Source organism: Pseudomonas sp. Snoq117.2, from assembly GCF_900110545.1.
GTDB lineage: Bacteria > Pseudomonadota > Gammaproteobacteria > Pseudomonadales > Pseudomonadaceae > Chryseomonas > Chryseomonas benzopyrenica.
Genome location: NZ_FOED01000002.1, coordinates 225,531 through 242,315 on the forward strand (window position 1 = coordinate 225,531; position 16,785 = coordinate 242,315).

Genomic DNA, 16,785 nt, shown 5'->3' on the forward strand with positions numbered 1-16,785 from the left:
AGAGGGGGTAAAAGCGGGCGCAGCGGCCAGGCTTCACCCCACCCCAAGCACAACCGAGGACAACAACAATGATCATCTACGGTGTAGCGCTCCTGGCCGTCTGCATGCTTGCAGGCGTCATCATCGGTGACTTCCTGGGCGTCCTGCTCGGGGTCAGGTCCAATGTCGGCGGGGTGGGCATCGCCATGCTCCTGCTGATCTGCGCCCGGCTCTACATGGAGCGGCATGGCGGCATGAGCAAGGAATGCGAATTCGGCGTCGGCTTCTGGGGCGCGCTGTACATCCCGGTGGTGGTGGCCATGGCGGCCCAGCAGAACGTGGTCACCGCCCTGCACGGCGGACCGGTGGCGGTGCTGGCCGCCGTGGGCGCCGTGGGGATCTGCGGCTTGACCATCGCCCTGATCAGCCGCAGCCATCGCGGCGAACCGCTACCGCCCTTGCCGGACGCCGCCGCGGCCCCCGCGCCAGCGGTCACCCATGCCGCACCGGTCGGAGGTCGCTAGGATGAACGACATCGTCACCAAAGCCCTGCAACACAACGGCCTGGTCGCCGCCTTCGCGCTGATCGGCCTGATCATGTGGATCTCGGTGATCCTTTCGCGCCGACTGACCTTTGGCCGGGTGCACGGCTCGGCCATCGCCATCGTCATCGGCCTGGTACTGGCCTGGGTCGGCGGGACCGTCACCGGCGGCCAGAAGGGCCTGGCCGACCTCGCGCTGTTTTCCGGTATCGGCCTGATGGGCGGCGCCATGCTGCGCGACTTCGCCATCGTCGCCACGGCCTTCGAGGTGCAGGCCACCGAGGCACGCAAGGCCGGGTTGATCGGCGCCGTGGCCCTGCTCCTCGGTACCGTGCTGCCCTTCATCGTCGGCGCCGCCGTGGCCTGGGCCTTCGGCTACCGCGACGCGGTGAGCATGACCACCATAGGCGCGGGCGCGGTGACCTACATCGTCGGCCCGGTGACCGGCGCCGCCCTGGGCGCCAGCTCCGACGTCATGGCGCTGTCCATCGCCACCGGCCTGATCAAGGCCATCATCGTCATGGTGGCGACGCCCGCGTCGGCGCGGCTGCTGGCGCTGGACAACCCACGCTCGGCGATGGTCTTCGGCGGTCTGGCCGGCACCGTCAGCGGCGTCACCGCGGGGCTCGCCGCCACCGACCGCCGCCTGGTGCCCTATGGCGCCCTCACCGCCACCTTCCACACGGGTCTGGGCTGCCTGTTGGGGCCGTCGCTGCTGTTTTTCTGCGTGCGGGCGCTGGTGGGTTAGTTGCGCGCGTACATCCGGCATTCGGCGACGAAGGCCAGCAGATTGGGATCGCGCTCGCGGCTGCGCAGGAAGACCGCGCCGATGCGCTGCTGCAGGCGGTAGCGCGGGGCCAGGGGCAACAGCTTGAGGCGGTTCTGGTAGACCGCCTCGACCCGCCCCGGCAGCAGCGCATAGCCCACCCCAGAGCTGACCATGCTCATCAGCGAGAAGATGTCGTTGACCTGCATGATCACCTCCGGCTCGAAGCCGGCCTGGGCGAACACCTGGCGGCCGTCGCGAAAGGTGGCGAAGCCCTGGGTCAGGGTCACGAAGGGCACCCCGGCGAGATCGCGCAGGTCCACCTCGGCCTGGTCGGCGAAGGGCGAGTCGCTGGGTGCGGCCAGGAAGATATCGTCGCTGAACAGCTCGACGCTCTCACAATCGGCATCCACCACGGCGTCGTCCAGGGCCACCAGCATGGCGTCCAGCTTGAAGTCGTGCAGCTGTTCGGCGAGATCGGCGTTGGAACCCAGCACCAGGTCGATGTTGAGTTCGCTGCGCCTGAGCTTGAGGCCCATGATCAGCTGGGGCACGGTCTTGACCGTCAGCGAATAGAGCGCACCCAGGCGAAAGCGATCGGCCGAGAAGCCCGCCGCCTGCCGGGTCAGCCGCACCGTCTCGGCCAGGTCCTGCATCAGTCGCTCGGCGCGCGCCTCCAGCACGAAGGCGCCGTCCAGCGGCGTCAGGGTACGCCCCTCATGCTTGAACAGCGGACAGCGCAGGGCGTTTTCCAGCGAATGGATGGCGCGGTGCACGCTGACATGGCTGGTGCCCAGCTCGGCGGCGGCCCGCGCCAGATTGCGACTGCGCATGAAAGCCAGAAAGATCTCCAGCTTGCGCAGGGTGAGTTCATCGGTATCGGACATGGCGGCCAGCGGGCGGTGAGAGACAGCTGCCCACCTTGCCCGGATGGGCGGGCGGCGTCGAGTCTTCGAATCGCCCTGGCGGCGCCTGGCTCCCTCGGTGCAATCCCGAGGGTAACCAGGCGCCTCATCCCGGCCCTACAACCAGCCCTTGATCTGCTGGCAGACCGCCGTGGTGGAGATGCCGTAGCGGTCGTGCAGGGTCGGCAGCGCCCCAGCGTCGAGGAAGGCGTCGGGCAGCGCGATCTGGCGGAAGGTGGGCGTCACGCCGTTGCGCAGCAGGGTGGTCGCGACCGCCTCGCCCAGTCCGCCGATCAGCGAATGATTCTCCGCCGCCACCACCAGCCGTCCCGGCTTGCGCGCTTCCGCCAGGATCGTCGCCTCGTCCAGGGGCTTGATGGTCGGCACGTGCAGCACCGAGACGTCCACGCCATCCGCTGCCAGGGCCTCGGCGGCCTCCAGGGCGCGCATCGTCATCAGCCCGGTGGACACCACCAGCACGTCGCGACCGGGGCGCACCACCTGAGCCTTGCCGAGCTGGAACCGGTAGTCGTAGCGGTCCAGCACCAGGGGCACATTGCCGCGCAGGAGGCGCATGTAGACCGGCCCCTGGTGAGCGGCGATGGCCGGCACCGCCTGCTCGATCTCCAGGGCGTCGCAGGGGTCGATCACCATGAGGTTGGGCATGGCGCGAAAGATCGCCAGGTCGTCGGTGGCCTGGTGGCTGGGGCCGTACCCGGTGGTCAGCCCCGGCAGCCCGCAGACGATCTTGACGTTGAGGTTCTCCTCGGCGATGGCCATGCAGATGAAGTCGTAGGCGCGGCGCGAGGCGAACACCGCGTAGGTGGTGGCGAAAGGCACGCAGCCTTCGCGGGCCAGGCCGGCGGCGGCGCTCATCAGCAACTGCTCGGCCATGCCCATCTGGTAGAAGCGTTCGGGGTGCGCCTTGGCGAAGATGTGCAGGTCGGTGTACTTGGCCAGGTCGGCGGTGAGGCCGACGATGTCCGGGCGCTGTTCGGCCAGGGCCGCCAGGGCGTGACCGAAAGGGGCCGGCCGGGTCGGTTGGCCCTCGGCGGCGATGCTGGCGATCATCGCCGAGGTGGTCAGGCGTGGCTTGGTGGCGGTGCTGGTAGTCATCAGAAGTCCCTCCCGGCATCCAGGGCGTCGAGGGCCAGGGCCCATTCGTGCGCCTCGACGCGGATGAAGTGAGTCTTGTCGCGGGTTTCCAGGAAGGGCACGCCCTTGCCCATGCGGGTATCGCAGAGAATGATCCGGGGCTGCCGGCCAGGGTGCTGGCGGGCCCGGTCGAAGGCGGCGACCAGCGCGTCGCGGTCGTTGCCGTCGACGCGCTGGACGAACCAGCCGAAGGCCTGCCAGCGTTCGGCCAGGGGCTCGAAGGCCAGGATCTCGCGGCAGTGCCCGTCGGCCTGCTGATTGTTCACGTCCACCAGGGCGATGAGATTGTCCAGCTGCCAGTGAGAGGCCGACATGGCCGCTTCCCAGGTGGCGCCTTCGTTGAGTTCGCCATCGGACAGCAGGTTGTAGACGAAGGATTTCGATTGCTTTCGCTTGAGGCCGAGGCAGGCGCCCACGGCGATGCCCAGGCCCTGGCCGAGGGAACCGCCGGTGATCTCCATGCCTGGGGTGTAGGCGGCCATGCCCGACATGGGCAGGCGGCTGTCGTCGCAGCCATAGGTCTCCAGCTCTTCCTGCGGCACGATCCCGGCCTCGATCAGCGCGGCATAGAGGGCGATGGCGTAGTGGCCGATGGACAGGTAGAAGCGGTCGCGCCCTTCCCAGTCGGGGTCCTGCGGCTGGTAGCTCAGGGCATGGAAGTAGGCGACGGCCAGGACGTCGGCGACGCCCAGGGCCTGGCCGACATAACCCTGGCCCTGGATCTGGCCCATGCGCAGGGCATGGCGGCGGATGTTGTGGGCGCGCTCGGCCAGCGAGAGCGGTGCGCGTTGTGGCGAAGAAGCGGTCATGATCTGTACCTCGATTAGCGATTGAACCAGGGCGGCAGGAATGCGCAGGACCAGCGTGGCGCCTATCACCAGCACCCCGGTGATGAGGAACATGCCGATGGCGCTGGAACCGGTGCTGGTGGTGATCCAGCCGATCAGGTAGGGCGAGCAGAAGCCGGCCAGGTTGGCGAAGCTGTTCACCGCGGCGATGCCAGCGGCGGCGGTGACCCCGCCCAGCAGCGTGGTGGGCAACATCCAGAACAGCGAGGACGCGGAGAGGATGCCGGCCGCGGCCAGGCACAGGCTGAGGATCGACAGGGTGACGTTGTGGCCGAAGACCGCGGCGAGGCTGAGGCCGCAGGCGCCCAGCAGCATGGGAATCACCAGGTGCCAGCGGCGCTCGCGATGCTTGTCCCCGCTGCGCCCGGCCAGCAGCATGGCGACGATGGCGCACATATAGGGCAGGCTGGTGAGCAGGCCGATGTGCAGCGGATCGGCGACCCCGGAGTTGCGCACCAGAGTCGGCAGCCAGAAGGTGATGGCGTACTGGCCCATGACCACGCAGAAGTAGATGGCGGCCAGCAGCCACAGCCGGCGATCACGGATGAAGTCGCGCACGCTGGCGTGCTCGGTCTTGTGCTGGTTGTCCTCGGCCAGTTCCTTCTGGATCAGCGCCTTTTCCTCATCGTCCAGCCAGGTCGCCTGGTGCACGCCGTCCTTCAGATAGCCGAGCACCATCAGCCCCACCACTACCGTGGGAATGGCTTCGATGACGAACATCCACTGCCAGCCGGCCCAGCCGTGGACCCCGGCGAACTTATTCATGATCCAGCCCGACAGCGGTCCGCCGATCATGCCCGACAAGGGAATGGCGACGAACCAGAGCACCGTCATGCGGGCGCGGCGGTAGGAGGGAAACCAGTAGGTGAGATAGAGCAGCAGGCCCGGCGCCAGGCCGGCCTCGGCCACGCCGAGCAGGAAGCGCAGCAGGTAGAACTGCCAGGCCGTCTCGACGAAGGCGAACATCCCGGAAAGGATGCCCCAGGTGATCATGATGCGGGCGATCCAGCGGCGGGCGCCGACCTTGTGCAGGATGATGTTGCTGGGCACCTCGCAGAGGAAATAGCCAATGAAAAACATGCCGGCGCCGAGGCCGTAGACGGCTTCGCTCAGCGCCAGGTCGTTCATCATCTGCAGCTTGGCGAAGCCGACGTTGACCCGGTCCAGATAGGCGCAGAAGTAGCACAGCATCAGGAAGGGCATCAGCCGCCAGGCGGTCTTGCGATAGGCATTGGCGCGCGCCGAGGTGGCCGCTGCCAGGGTGAGCGTAGTCATGGTCTGATCTCTTGTTGTTATGGGCGCCGCAGCCGCGGGCACCCTTTTCGATGCAGAGCGTTGAACACGAGGGGGCGATCAGTGGATCAGCATGCCGCCGTTGACGTCCAGGGTGACGCCGGTCAGGTAGCCGGAGAGATCGCTGGCCAGGAAGAGCGCGGCATTGGCCACGTCTTTGGGCTCGCCGAGACGCCCCAGCGGGATGCCGTCGATGATCGACTGGCGGCGTTCGTCGTGCATCAGTCCGCCGGTGATGTCGGTCTGGATCAGGCCGGGGGTCAGGGCATTCACGCGGATGCCGTCCGGTCCGAATTCCCGCGCCATGGCTTTGGTCAGGCCCAGCACCCCGGCCTTGGCGGCGCTGTAGTGGGGGCCGCCGAAGATGCCGCCGCCGCGCTGGGCGGACACCGAGGACAGGCAGACGATGCTGCCACCACCCTGCTCGCGCATGGCCGGAATCACCGCCTGGGACATCAGCAGGGTGCCGCGCAGATTGACGTCGAGGATGCGGTCGTAGTCGGCGCGGCCGATCTCCAGGGTCTTCACCGGCTGGGTGATGCCGGCATTGTTGACCAGCACGTCGAGGCGACCGTACTGGGCGAGCGCCTGGTCGACCGCAGCCCTGACCTGGGCTTCGTCGGCCACGTTGGCCGCCAGGCCCAGGTGACCTTCGCCGAGGCTGGCGGCGGCATCCCGCGCGGCGCTGGCATCCAGATCGAGGATGATCACCCGCGCGCCTTGGGCAGCGAAGGCCTGGGCCGTGGCGCGACCGATGCCACGGGCGGAGGCGGCGCCGGTGACGAGGGCGATCTTGTCTTGCAGCAGCAGGGAATGCAGGGGCATGACGCTATCCTTTTTGTTGTTGTGGAGGGCTGTCGCTGAGGGCCAGAGTGCCCCTGCCTCAGGGCCCCAGCAACGCAGCCTGCGTCAGACCGTGCTGAATAAAATTCATGCCTACGACTTGGCAGCCCCGCCTGGCCAACCGAGAATCGACCGTGAAACGCCACAGGACCGCGACCCATGGATTCAGGCAAGACACTTTCCCTGCCACCCCTGAAAGCCCTTCAAGCCTTCGAGCAGACCGCCCGCTTCGCCAACGTCGCCCGGGCTGCCGAGCAACTGGCGCTGACGCCCTCGGCGGTCAGCCATCAGTTGGCCAAGCTCGAGGCTCTGGTGGGTCGCGCGCTCTTCGTCCGCGGTGCGCGCGGCATGACCCTGACCCCGGCCGGAGAGCAATACCTGGAAGAGGTCAGCGAGGTGCTGCACCGATTGGCCATGGCCACGGATCGCGCGGCCAGCGATGCCGGCCTGGAATGCCTGCGCCTGCACTCGGCGCCGAGCTTCGGCCTGCTCTGGCTGATGCCGCGGCTGGAGCTATTCCGCCAGAGTCATCCCGACCTGCAGATCAATCTCTCCTGCTCCTACGAATCCCTGCACTTCAGCCGCGACAAGGTCGACATCGACATCCGCCACGGCCTGCCCAGCTGGCCGAACCTGGAGATCCGCACCCTGCAGCGCGAACGCCTGGCGGTCCTGGCCGCGCCGCAGTTGCTGGAAAAACGCCCGGTCCAGTCGCCGGCGGATCTGTTGCACAGTGAGTTGATCCTGTCCGAGGCCACCCTCATGAAGTGGCCCAACTGGTTCGCCCAGCAGGGCCTGGCGCTGCCGGAGCGACCCTACACCCTGAGTTTCGATCGCTCCTACATGACCCTGGAAGCCGCCCGCCATGGTCTGGGCTTCGCCCTGGAGAGCACGGTGCTGGCGGCGGACTATCTGGACCGCGGCGATCTGGTGCGGGTCTTGCCCCAGGACGACGACCTGCCGGTGGCCGCGCACCACCTGGTGTTTCCCCGGGCGCACTCGCGCTACGCCCGGGTGCGGCGCTTTCTCGACTGGCTGCAACAGGAGCTGGGCCAGCCCTTCGAGTATTAGTCTGCCTGCAGCCGCTCCCGGAGCAGCGCGACGAACGCCTGAGCCGCCGGCGTAAGGCTGCGGCCGGTGGGGGTCAGGATGCCCAGTGGCCGGGCCAGGCTTTCGCCGCGGACCGGCAGGGCCACCACCGGGGCCTCGCCGCCCGCCGATTCCGGCAGCAGGGCCAGGCCCTGGCCGGCTGCCACCAGGGCCAGCAGGGTGCTCATGTAGTTGGCTTCCAGCGCTGCCACCAGGCGCAGGCCGGCGGCGGCGAAGGCGAAGTCCAGGCACTCGCGCACGCTGCTGTCGCGACCGGTGAGCAGCAAGGGTACGGCGTCGAGTTCGCCCAGGGTGATTTCGGCGCGGCCCGCCCAGGGATGGTCGCGGGGCACGAACAGCTGCAGGTGATCGACATACAGCGGCTGGAAGTCCAGCCCCACGGCCCGTGGCCGGACGCCGATACCCAGATCCACCTGTCCTTCCCGGACCAGCGCCTCGACTCTACCGGCCACCACATCCTGCAGGCGGACCTCGATGGCCGGATGACGGGCCTGGAAGGTCTTCAGCAATTCGGGAAAGGGGCCCATGAAGAAGGATGGCAAGGCGGCCAGAGTGATGCGTCCGCGACGCAGGCCCGCCAGGTCCCGGGCATGGGTCTGGACATCGCCCAGGTCTACCAGGATGCGCTCCAGGGGCCCACGCAGTTCTTCGCCGGCGGTGGTGAGCTGGACCCTTCGCGGGGTGCGCTCCAGCAGCTGAACCTCCAGCCAGGCTTCGAGTTGCTGGATCTGCACGGTGAGCGCCGGAGGAGACAGATGCAACTCCTCGGCCGCGCGGGCGAAGGAACCCTGGCGGGCCACGGCGAGAAAGGCCTGCACGTGCTGGAGCAGATTCTTCATTTTGTTTTTCTGAACGCTGCTTCGGAAGATTCCAATTTACAGGACGTCGGCCGTCTTCGAATACTGCGGGCACAACAACAAAACCTCCCGTGTGCCTGCTTGCCGTGCCACGGTCCAAGGAGTCCGCCATGCTCGCCCTGCTCGGTGTCGTCACCATTCTCGCGTTGCTCGTCGCGGTCATGAGCAAACGCGTTTCACCCCTGGTCGCCCTGATCGTCATTCCCATCGCCGCCGCCCTGATCGGTGGCTTCGGCCTGGGGACCAGCGCCTTCATCATCGCCGGGATCAAGGGCGTCGCCCCGGTGATCGGCATGTTCGTCTTCGCCATCCTGTTCTTCGGCATCATGACCGACGCCGGGATGCTCGATCCCATCATCGACCGCATCCTGCGCACCGTCGGCACCCGGCCGACGCGCATCGTCTGCGGCAGCGCCCTGCTCGCCCTGCTGGTGCACCTGGACGGCTCCGGCGCGGTGACCTTCCTGGTGACCATCCCTGCCATGCTGCCGCTCTATACCCGCCTGGGCCTGGATCGCCGCATCCTGGCCTGCGTCGCGGCCATGGCCGCCGGGGTCAACTTCCTGCCGTGGACGGGCCCGGTGCTGCGCTCCTCCGCCGCCCTGCACGTGCCGGTGGCCGATCTGTTCCAGCCGCTGATCCCGGTGCAGCTGGTGGGTCTGGCCTTCGTCTTCGCCAGTGCCTGGTGGCTCGGCCGCCGCGAGGAGAAGCGCCTGACCCTGGCCGGCCAGGCGCCCTGGCTCGCCGGCGGTGGCGCCGGTGCCGCGCCGGAGCGGGTGCTCAGCGAGGCCGAGCGCGCCCTGCGCCGCCCAGAGCGTTTCTGGATCAATCTGCTGCTGACCCTGGTGGTGATGGGCGTGATGATCGCCGGCTGGGTCGATCCGGTGGTGATGTTCATGCTCGGCACCGTGGCCGCGCTGTGCCTGAACTACCCCTCGGTGGACGCCCAGAAGGCGCGCATCGACGCCCACGCCAAGACCGCCCTGACCATGGCCAGCATCCTCTTCGCCGCCGGCGTCTTCACCGGCATCATGCAGGGCAGCGGCATGCTCAAGGCCATGGCCCAGGTAGCGGTGGCCGGCATCCCGGCCGGGCATGGGCAATTGATCCCGGCGGTGGTGGGCTTCCTGTCCATGCCGCTGAGCCTGTTGTTCGATCCGGATTCCTTCTACTTCGGCGTCATGCCGGTGATCGCCGAGGTCGGCCGCAACCTGGGTGTCGACCCGGTGCAGGTGGCCCAGGCCTCGCTGCTCGGGGTGCACACCACCGGCTTCCCGGTCAGCCCCCTGACCCCGGCGACCTTCCTGCTGGTGGGCCTGTGCAAGCTGGACCTCGCCGATCACCAGCGCTTCACCATCCCCTTCCTGTTCGCGGCCTCGGTCCTGATGACCCTGACCGCCCTGCTTCTGGGAGTCTTCTAGATGAGCCGTCTTCTTCGCATCGGCTGCGGCGCCGGCTATTCCGGTGATCGCATCGAACCCGCCGTGGAGCTGGCCGAGCATGGCCGCCTCGACTACCTGGTGTTCGAATGCCTGGCCGAACGCACCATCGCCCTGGCGCAACAGGCGCGGCTGGCCGATCCCGAGGCCGGTTTCGATCCGCTGCTGGAGGCACGGATGCGGCGCATCCTGCCGCTGCTGAATCAGGCGGATCGTCCGCGCCTGCGGGTGATCACCAACATGGGCGCCGCCCATCCCTCCGCCGCGGCGCGCAAGGTCGCGGCCCTGGCCCGGGAGCTGGGCGTCACAGGGCTGAAGATCGCCGCGGTAGCCGGCGACGATGTGCTGGCCCAGCTGCCGGCCGACGCCCTGCTGGACAATGGCCAGACCCTGGCCGAACTGGGCGACCGGGTGATCTCGGCCAACGCCTACCTGGGAGTGGACGGCATCGTCCAGGCCCTGGAAGCCGACGCCGATGTCATCGTCACCGGCCGGGTGGCAGACCCTTCCTTGTTTTTGGCGCCGCTGGTGCATGAGTTCGGCTGGGCGGCGGAGGACTGGGAGCGGCGCGGACGCGGCACCCTGGTCGGCCATCTGCTGGAATGCGCCGGCCAGGTCACCGGCGGCTACTTCGCCGATCCCGGCTACAAGGACGTGCACGACCTCGCTCGCCTGGGCTTTCCCCTGGCCGAGGTGGATGCGGATGGCCACGCCACCCTTACCAAGGTCACTGGCTCCGGCGGTTGCGTGACCCCGGCGACCTGCACCGAGCAGTTGCTTTACGAGGTGCATGACCCAGCGGCCTATCTGACGCCGGACGTGACCGCCGATTTTTCCGGCGTCGCCCTGCAGCAAGCGGGGCCGGATCGGGTCGCCGTGAGCGGCGCTCGCGGCACCGCGCGACCGGACCAGCTCAAGGTGTCGGTGGGTTATCGCGATGGCTGGCACGGCGAAGGCCAGCTCTCCTACGCGGGTCCCGGCGCCGTCGCCCGCGCCCGGTTGGCCGCTGCCGTGGTACGTGAGCGTTTGCATCTCTGCGGCGTACCGGTCGAAGAGCTGCGCTGTGAGCTGATCGGCTGCGACGCTCTCCATGGAGAGACGCTCGCTGCCCGGGCGACCGGCGAACCTTGGGAGGTACGGCTGCGGGTCGTTGGCCGCTGCGCCACCCGCGCGGCGGCAGTGCAGATCGGCAACGAGGTGGAAACCCTCTATACCAATGGCCCAGCGGGCGGCGGCGGTGCGACCAAGGCGGTCCGCGAGGTCATCGCCGTGGCTTCGCTGCTGTGGCCGCGTGCGGTCGTCACCCCTACCCTGGAGCTGGAGACGCTGCCATGAAACTACGCGAGATCGCCCACGTCCGTACCGGCGACAAGGGGGACACCTCGAACATGGCGGTGATCGCCTATCGCCGGGGAGATTTCGACCGCCTGTGCGAGGTGCTCACCGCGGAACGGGTGGCGGCCTGGTTCGCCGACAGTCGTCCGACCGATGCCGCGCCCGTTCGCCGCTACGAGCTACCCGCCCTGGGCGCGCTGAACTTCGTGCTGCCAGGCGCCTTGCGCGGTGGCGTCACTCGCTCCTTGGCCCTGGATGCCCATGGCAAGGGCCTGGGCGCGGCGTTGCTGGATCTGGAGCTGGAGGACTAGGTGCGACTCAACCGGGGGTGCCGACGCCAGCACCGGGCAAGCGCGTCAGCAGGACGGTGTCCTTGTCGAGGGGCACTTGGGCGCCCTTGCGCCTGAGTTCGTTGATGGCGTGCAGCAGGATCAGATTCACCTGCTCGACCTCGCGCATGTCGTCCGCCTTGAGCAACCGCGAGACCCGCACATTGTGATCAGGCTCGATGAGGGTGATCAGCAGGCCATCGTTGCGCCGCTCCAACTCGTGGCGCACGGGCGGATCGAGTTTGGCCAAGCGTTCATGCAACCTGTTCATCTACAGGCTCCCGAAGGAACGTCACCCACTTCAGGCTAGCTGCCTCGATGGAGAACGCAAGGCGTCTACGTCGACTCACGATGCCAGGGTCACTGGCAGGTACCGCGGTAAGAAAGCAGCTGAGGTTTGTCATGAAGCTGCCATCCGCATCCGGCACGCTGGGCCTCTTGACCGCCACCTCGTGGCAGAGGCCTATCCATGGATACCCGTCCCGCCCTCCGCCTGCGCACCCCTGGAGTCACTCCCTCGGCACGCGTGGCGCTGGTTGCCACGTCGCCCCGCGGTCGCGCCGCCGCAGCGCACGGCCAGCGCATCGCCCTCGCCACCCAGCATCTACTGACGCTCGGCCATCGTCGGATCCTGCTGGTGACCGCCCCGCAACGGCCAGCCGCCGAAGCCGACGCCGAATTGCAGGCGCATTGCCAGGTCATGCTGGCGGAGGGGCTGGCGCTACTGCCCCGGCTGGAGCTCGATCCAGCGGCTCCCGCCTGCTGGCCGGAGCTTGCCGCCACACTGATCGGCATTGCCCCGACCGCCCTGCTCTGCACCCAGCCTGCCCTGGCCAGGGCGCTGCAGACCGCCCTTACGCCCCAGGGTGAGCTGACCATCGTGGGTCCCGAGACAAAGGCCGGGGCTCTGAACGCATCCTGGCACTAGCTCAGACACCCCCCTCAGAAATCCGACCCCCGGATCGTCCGTCCAGCCTGATCGGGCTGCTGCAGGTTGCCCGAGGTATCGGCCTTGACCGGATTCCAGTCGATCTCGGCGCGCTGCACCGCAGCGGCCGTGAAGCGTTCGTTGAGCTCCGGCGCCAGACGATGGCCCCAGTAGGCCATCTTCGCCTTGTAGCCCACGGTGATCTCCTTTTGCGGCTGCAGCAGCGCCTTGACGATGGCCTGTACCGCCTTGTCCGGTGCATCCTTGGTCGGCAGATCGGGACGATGGCCGGTATAGGTGGCCGCATGGCCCCAGATCGGGGTATCCAGCGCCCAGGGCAGCACCGTCGACAACTGGATGTTGGGCTGCCGCCCGCGACGCAGTTCCTGCTGCAGGACCCGGCCAAGGCTTAGCACCGCAGCCTTGGATGCCGAATAGGAGGCCTGATAGGCATGGGGAATCTCGCCGTCCACCGAGGCTACGTTGACCAGCCGACCATAGCCCTGGCGCCGGAAGCGCTGCAGGGCCAGATGGCTGCCGATCACCACCCCCTTCACATTGGTATCCAGCAGGCGCAGGTGATCGTCCAGCGGGATCTCTTCAAAGCGGCCCACCGCTACCACGCCGGCATTGTTGATCCAGCCGTCGATGCGACCGAAGCGCTGCTCGGCCTGTTCGGCCAGCGCCGTCATCTGCGCCACGTCGGCGACATCGGTCGGCACCACCAGGGCCGCGACGCCCAGCGCCTGCACCTCCACCGCCAGGGCTTCCAGGGCTTCGGTCCGCCGCGCCGCCAGCACCAGATTGGCTCCGTGCCGGGCCAGCGCCAGGGCCACACCGCGGCCGACGCCACTGGAGGCACCGGTCATGACGATGGTCCGGCCATTCAGTTGCTGGCGATCGGGCCGCGACGTACGCCGGGACGAGGTGCGGTTCAGCAGGGCCAAGGCGGCAGGTAGGGCGAGCAACAGTGGCAGGGTACGCATCGGGGGTCTTCCTCGCAGTCTGTGTCTGAGGTGTGACCCGTGGGCGGCCACACTGACGTCCCGCTTGGGACGACCGGAGCCTGGCGCGCCGATGGTGACCGCCTCGCTCGATCGCTGAGATCGCCGTGCCAGGGCAGCTGCCAGCGGCCACGACCGTTCGGCGGAAGACGTCAGTCTTCGGGCTGGCGGTGCGGCATGGCAATGCCGTGCAGCTTGAGCCGTCGATAGAGGGTGGCCCGGGACATACCCAGCGCTCGGGCAGCAGGAACGGCCTTCCAACGGTGCCGCACCAGCGCGGCGAGGATCAATCGCCGTTCAGGGCTATCGACCTGGGGCCGTGGCTCCGTGGACAGCGGCATGCCCGGCCCCAGACTGGCCGGCAGGTGATCAAGGGTGATGAGCGCGCCATCGCACAGGGCGCAGGCGTAGCGCAGCGCATTGCGCAATTCCCGCACATTGCCCGGCCAGTCATGGGCCAGGATGGCCTCCTGCACCTGGGGCGCCAGCTCCGGCGCAGGGCGCTCGCCGCATTCCTCTTCGAGCAGCCGCCGCGCCAGTGCCAGGCGGTCGGCACGCGTGCGCAGCGGCGGCAGCTGGAAGACGGCGCCATTGAGGCGATAGAGCAGGTCTTCGCGAAACAGCCCGGCGGCGACCTGCGCCTGGAGATCACGGTGGGTGGCGCAGACCAGCCGCACATCGACCCGCCGCGCCTGGGCGCTGCCCACCGGCAGCACCTCCCCCTCGGCCAGCACCCGCAGCAGCCGGGTCTGTAGCGCCAGGGGCATGTCGCCGATCTCGTCGAGAAACAGGGTACCGCCATCGGCCGCCACGATCAGGCCATCACGACCCTGGCGCTGGGCGCCGGTAAAGGCCCCTGCGGCATGGCCGAACAATTCGCTCTCGATCAGGCTTTCCGGCAGCGCCGCGCAATTGAGGGCGACGAAGGGCCGCCCGACACGATCGCCACCCTGGTGCAGGCCGCGGGCAAACACCTCCTTGCCGGTGCCGGTCTCGCCGGTCACCAGGATCGGCAGGCCATGGCGATAGAGCCGCAGGGCGGTCGCGAGCGCCTGGCTGACTCGGGGCTCCTGCTCGGGTTCGGCCTCGATGGGCCCGCGGATCAGCGGAATCACCACGCCCAGGCGCTGACGCGGGGCGCGCACCCGGGCGTGGAAATGTGCTTCGCCCAGGCGCAGGGGTTCGCCATGGTCCTCCTGCAACCGCGCCGGGGCATCGCGACCGAACAGCTCGTCCAGGCGCTGCGGCAGATAGCCCAGCTGAGCGAGGCAGAGTTGCCGGGCCGGGCGATTCAGGCCGGTCAGGCGTCCGCTCTGATCCCAGGCCAGCAGCAAGTCCGGCTGGGTGTCGAGATAGCTGGCCTGGGCATGGCCGCAGAGTACCCAGTCGCCCCGGGCGCTGTGCATGAAGTAGGCATTCTCGATGCGCTGGGCGCTGTCGCGGGTGAATTGCTGGATCAGCAGCTGGCTGCGGCGGTCGTCCGGCGAGCGCGGCGCCGAGACGTCCAACACCCCGAGCAACTCGCCGCCAGGGGCGAACACCGGCGCGGCGGTACAGGTCAGGCCGGTGAAGGCCACGCGGAAGTGATCGGCCTTGTGCACCGTCACTGGCGCGCGGTCGGTCAGCACCGCTGCCACGCCGCAGGTGCCCTCCTCCTGCTCGGACCAGCAGGTACCCAGGTAGAGTCCGGCGCGGTGGCATTCTTCATCGAGCCGGTCGCTGACCCGGTAGTCCAGGGTATGGCCCTGGGCATCGGCCAGCAGCACGCAATAGTCGGCTGCCTCGACCCGCGCATGCAGGGCGCCCAGCTCGCCATCGGCGACGCGCAGGAAGTCTTCCGCCGCCTGCTGGTGCTGGCGCAATTCGTAGCGCGAGAGGATGCGCGGGCCGCGCAGGCTGCCCGGGTCGAGCTGATACTGCTCGAAGGAACGGCGCCAGGAATCGAGGATGCGCCCGGGCGGACTGGCCGCGCGCAAGGGCGCGCGCAGGGCCTGGTCGATGGCGCGGGCGTGATAGCGGGCCTGGGTAGACAACATGGGCGTCTCTCCCTGAATTCCGGTCATGGCATGGAAGGCCGGTCATTGTTCTGGCCTTCATTTAGCGCTCCCAGGGCGCTGCCTTCAAGTCCGCGACACCGTGAGACGAATCGTCTCAGCGTCTCGCCATCCCGTCGCAGTCGTGAGACGCCCCGGCGCGTGGAGGCGCTCCTCCCACTACCTGCCGCCTCCTTCCAAACCCGCGCCCTGCCTGCACTGCAGCGGATTCATCGCGGCTTGGCACCGGCCTTGCTCAGGGCTCTGCGACGCTCCCATCACAACGACAAGAGGGCCAGACCCATGAGCGCACCCTGGCATCACCGTACGCCTGCCCTGACCGCTGGCCCCGGCCTCGGAGCTCAGCCATGCCCGTAACCGTCGGCATCCTGCCCAACCCCGCTTCCGGCCGTGACCTGCGCCGGCTGACCGGTAACGCTGCCCTGACCTCCAGCACCGACAAGGCCGGGGTGGTGATGCGCCTGCTGGCCGCCTTTGGCGCCACCGGCGTGGAGCGGGTGCTCTTGCCGCCGGACATGACCGGCATCGCCGCCGCCGTGCTCAAGGCCAGCGGCAGTCGCCAGGCCCGCGAGCAGCGCTGGCCGGAGCTTACGTTTCTCAACCTGCCGCTGACCCAGACCGTGGACGACACCCGGCGCGCCGCGCGGCTAATGCTGGCCCAGGGCGCGGCGGTGATTGCCGTGCTCGGCGGCGACGGCACCCACAAGGCGGTGGCTGCCGAGGTGGGCGACCTGCCGCTGCTGACCCTCTCCACCGGCACCAACAACGCCTTTCCGGAATTGCGTGAGGCCACCAGCGCGGGGCTGGCCGGCGGCCTGGTCGCGGCCGGCCGGGTCGACCCGGCAATCGCGCTGCGGCGCAACAAGCGGTTGCGGGTGGAAGTGCCGGAGCGCGACATCCGCGACTGGGCGCTGGTGGACGTGGCGGTCTGTCGCCAGGCCTATCTCGGCGCCCGCGCGGTGACCCGGGTGGAGGATCTCGCGGAAGTCTTCACTACCTTCGCCGAGCCCTGGGCCATCGGCCTGTCGGCCCTCTGCGGCCTCTGGCATCCGGTCGCGCGCAGCGCCCCCCATGGCGGCTGGGTGCGGCTGGAGCCCGAGGCTCCGGCGCAACTGACCGTTCCCCTCGCCCCCGGCGTACTGGCCCAGGCCGGCATCGCCGCCAGTGGCCTGCTCCTGCCCGGCGAACCCCGGGCGCTGTCCCTCGCTACCGGCACCCTGGCGCTGGACGGCGAGCGGGAAATCGAATTCGGCCCCGAGGAGCGTCCGCAGGTGACGCTGGACCTCGACGGCCCCCTGAGCATCGACGTGGAGCGGGTATTGGAACTGGCGGCGCAGCAGCGCCTGCTGGTCCGCCGCCTGCCCGCGTCGCCCCTCGGCAATCCTGGAGAACAATAAG

General features: G+C 68.7%; 16 protein-coding genes and 1 pseudogene. 8 read left to right on the top strand and 9 right to left on the bottom strand.

Annotated elements, in window-relative coordinates; translation table 11 throughout:
* The first annotated feature begins 68 nt into the window (after window positions 1–68).
* Entirely contained in the window at window positions 69–503 is a 435-nt protein-coding gene (gene madL, locus BMZ43_RS06975) for a malonate transporter subunit MadL (protein WP_093251526.1), read from the top strand.
* 1 nt (window position 504) lies between these two features.
* On the top strand, window positions 505–1,269 hold the full coding sequence (madM, locus tag BMZ43_RS06980; protein ID WP_093251533.1) for a malonate transporter subunit MadM: 765 nt from the start codon (window positions 505–507) through the stop codon (window positions 1,267–1,269).
* Here the strand turns inward: madM and BMZ43_RS06985 are convergent.
* From BMZ43_RS06985 to BMZ43_RS07005, 5 genes and pseudogenes are all read right to left on the bottom strand, one after another.
* A complete protein-coding gene (locus BMZ43_RS06985; protein ID WP_027599555.1) occupies window positions 1,266–2,174 on the bottom strand; it encodes a LysR family transcriptional regulator in 909 nt (302 codons plus the stop codon). The genes madM and BMZ43_RS06985 overlap by 4 nt on opposite strands.
* A gap of 135 nt (window positions 2,175–2,309) precedes the next feature.
* A complete protein-coding gene (locus tag BMZ43_RS06990) occupies window positions 2,310–3,308 on the bottom strand; it encodes a transketolase family protein (RefSeq protein WP_093251543.1) in 999 nt (332 codons plus the stop codon).
* Window positions 3,308–4,156: a transketolase gene (locus BMZ43_RS06995; RefSeq protein ID WP_093252773.1), complete on the bottom strand. Its 849-nt coding sequence runs from the start codon at window positions 4,154–4,156 to the stop codon at window positions 3,308–3,310. The genes BMZ43_RS06990 and BMZ43_RS06995 overlap by 1 nt, the downstream gene beginning before the upstream one ends.
* 24 nt (window positions 4,157–4,180) lie before the next feature.
* Window positions 4,181–5,470, bottom strand: a pseudogene (locus BMZ43_RS07000) (MFS transporter); the annotation flags it as partial.
* 78 nt (window positions 5,471–5,548) lie between these two features.
* Window positions 5,549–6,298, bottom strand: a complete 750-nt coding sequence (locus BMZ43_RS07005; protein WP_093252784.1) for an SDR family NAD(P)-dependent oxidoreductase — start codon at window positions 6,296–6,298, stop codon at window positions 5,549–5,551.
* Window positions 6,299–6,490: 192 nt separating this feature from the next.
* Between BMZ43_RS07005 and BMZ43_RS07010 the strand changes: the two genes are divergently transcribed.
* Window positions 6,491–7,402, top strand: a complete 912-nt coding sequence (locus BMZ43_RS07010) for a LysR substrate-binding domain-containing protein (protein ID WP_093251548.1) — start codon at window positions 6,491–6,493, stop codon at window positions 7,400–7,402.
* Here BMZ43_RS07010 and BMZ43_RS07015 read toward each other — a convergent pair.
* Window positions 7,399–8,280, bottom strand: coding sequence for a LysR family transcriptional regulator (locus BMZ43_RS07015; protein WP_093251553.1), 882 nt, complete (start codon window positions 8,278–8,280; stop codon window positions 7,399–7,401). The two genes, BMZ43_RS07010 and BMZ43_RS07015, sit on opposite strands and share 4 nt — an antisense overlap.
* Window positions 8,281–8,375: 95 nt before the next feature.
* Here BMZ43_RS07015 and BMZ43_RS07020 point away from each other — a divergent pair, with 95 nt between their 5' ends.
* From BMZ43_RS07020 to BMZ43_RS07030, 3 genes are read left to right on the top strand one after another with little or no spacing between them, the layout of a single operon-like run.
* Complete coding sequence (locus BMZ43_RS07020) at window positions 8,376–9,719, top strand: CitMHS family transporter (RefSeq protein ID WP_256562904.1); 1,344 nt, start codon at window positions 8,376–8,378, stop codon at window positions 9,717–9,719.
* Entirely contained in the window at window positions 9,720–11,072 is a 1,353-nt protein-coding gene (locus BMZ43_RS07025) for an acyclic terpene utilization AtuA family protein (protein WP_093251563.1), read from the top strand.
* Entirely contained in the window at window positions 11,069–11,383 is a 315-nt protein-coding gene (locus BMZ43_RS07030) for an AtuA-related protein (protein ID WP_093251570.1), read from the top strand. The genes BMZ43_RS07025 and BMZ43_RS07030 overlap by 4 nt, the downstream gene beginning before the upstream one ends.
* A 7-nt stretch (window positions 11,384–11,390) precedes the next feature.
* Here BMZ43_RS07030 and BMZ43_RS07035 read toward each other — a convergent pair whose 3' ends face one another.
* On the bottom strand, window positions 11,391–11,672 hold the full coding sequence (locus BMZ43_RS07035; protein ID WP_064309489.1) for a hypothetical protein: 282 nt from the start codon (window positions 11,670–11,672) through the stop codon (window positions 11,391–11,393).
* Window positions 11,673–11,870: 198 nt separating this feature from the next.
* Here BMZ43_RS07035 and BMZ43_RS07040 point away from each other — a divergent pair, with 198 nt between their 5' ends.
* Window positions 11,871–12,329 carry a type 1 periplasmic-binding domain-containing protein gene (locus BMZ43_RS07040; protein WP_093251573.1) on the top strand — a complete coding sequence of 153 codons (459 nt, stop codon included), beginning with the start codon at window positions 11,871–11,873 and terminating at the stop codon, window positions 12,327–12,329.
* Window positions 12,330–12,343: 14 nt separating this feature from the next.
* On the opposite strand, the gene BMZ43_RS07045 is transcribed toward BMZ43_RS07040, so the two are convergent.
* Window positions 12,344–13,315: an SDR family NAD(P)-dependent oxidoreductase gene (locus tag BMZ43_RS07045; protein ID WP_093251578.1), complete on the bottom strand. Its 972-nt coding sequence runs from the start codon at window positions 13,313–13,315 to the stop codon at window positions 12,344–12,346.
* A gap of 170 nt (window positions 13,316–13,485) precedes the next feature.
* Window positions 13,486–15,369 carry a sigma-54-dependent Fis family transcriptional regulator gene (locus BMZ43_RS07050; protein ID WP_093251584.1) on the bottom strand — a complete coding sequence of 628 codons (1,884 nt, stop codon included), beginning with the start codon at window positions 15,367–15,369 and terminating at the stop codon, window positions 13,486–13,488.
* A gap of 365 nt (window positions 15,370–15,734) precedes the next feature.
* On the opposite strand from BMZ43_RS07050, the gene BMZ43_RS07055 reads away from it, so the two are divergent.
* On the top strand, window positions 15,735–16,784 hold the full coding sequence (locus BMZ43_RS07055) for an ATP-NAD kinase family protein (protein WP_093251595.1): 1,050 nt from the start codon (window positions 15,735–15,737) through the stop codon (window positions 16,782–16,784).
* Window position 16,785: the final 1 nt, after the last annotated feature.

Excerpts from the sequence above, each read along its gene's own strand:
- BMZ43_RS06995 (WP_093252773.1), bottom strand. The coding sequence starts at position 4,156 with ATGACCGCTTCTTCGCCACAACGCGCACCGCTCTCGCTGGCCGAGCGC.
- BMZ43_RS07050 (WP_093251584.1), bottom strand. The coding sequence starts at position 15,369 with ATGTTGTCTACCCAGGCCCGCTATCACGCCCGCGCCATCGACCAGGCC.
- BMZ43_RS07045 (WP_093251578.1), bottom strand. The coding sequence starts at position 13,315 with ATGCGTACCCTGCCACTGTTGCTCGCCCTACCTGCCGCCTTGGCCCTG.
- BMZ43_RS07040 (WP_093251573.1), top strand. The coding sequence starts at position 11,871 with ATGGATACCCGTCCCGCCCTCCGCCTGCGCACCCCTGGAGTCACTCCC.
- BMZ43_RS07025 (WP_093251563.1), top strand. The coding sequence starts at position 9,720 with ATGAGCCGTCTTCTTCGCATCGGCTGCGGCGCCGGCTATTCCGGTGAT.
- madM (WP_093251533.1), top strand. The coding sequence starts at position 505 with ATGAACGACATCGTCACCAAAGCCCTGCAACACAACGGCCTGGTCGCC.
- BMZ43_RS07035 (WP_064309489.1), bottom strand. The coding sequence starts at position 11,672 with ATGAACAGGTTGCATGAACGCTTGGCCAAACTCGATCCGCCCGTGCGC.
- BMZ43_RS06990 (WP_093251543.1), bottom strand. The coding sequence starts at position 3,308 with ATGACTACCAGCACCGCCACCAAGCCACGCCTGACCACCTCGGCGATG.
- BMZ43_RS07010 (WP_093251548.1), top strand. The coding sequence starts at position 6,491 with ATGGATTCAGGCAAGACACTTTCCCTGCCACCCCTGAAAGCCCTTCAA.
- BMZ43_RS07015 (WP_093251553.1), bottom strand. The coding sequence starts at position 8,280 with ATGAAGAATCTGCTCCAGCACGTGCAGGCCTTTCTCGCCGTGGCCCGC.
- BMZ43_RS07030 (WP_093251570.1), top strand. The coding sequence starts at position 11,069 with ATGAAACTACGCGAGATCGCCCACGTCCGTACCGGCGACAAGGGGGAC.
- BMZ43_RS07055 (WP_093251595.1), top strand. The coding sequence starts at position 15,735 with ATGCCCGTAACCGTCGGCATCCTGCCCAACCCCGCTTCCGGCCGTGAC.
- BMZ43_RS06985 (WP_027599555.1), bottom strand. The coding sequence starts at position 2,174 with ATGTCCGATACCGATGAACTCACCCTGCGCAAGCTGGAGATCTTTCTG.
- madL (WP_093251526.1), top strand. The coding sequence starts at position 69 with ATGATCATCTACGGTGTAGCGCTCCTGGCCGTCTGCATGCTTGCAGGC.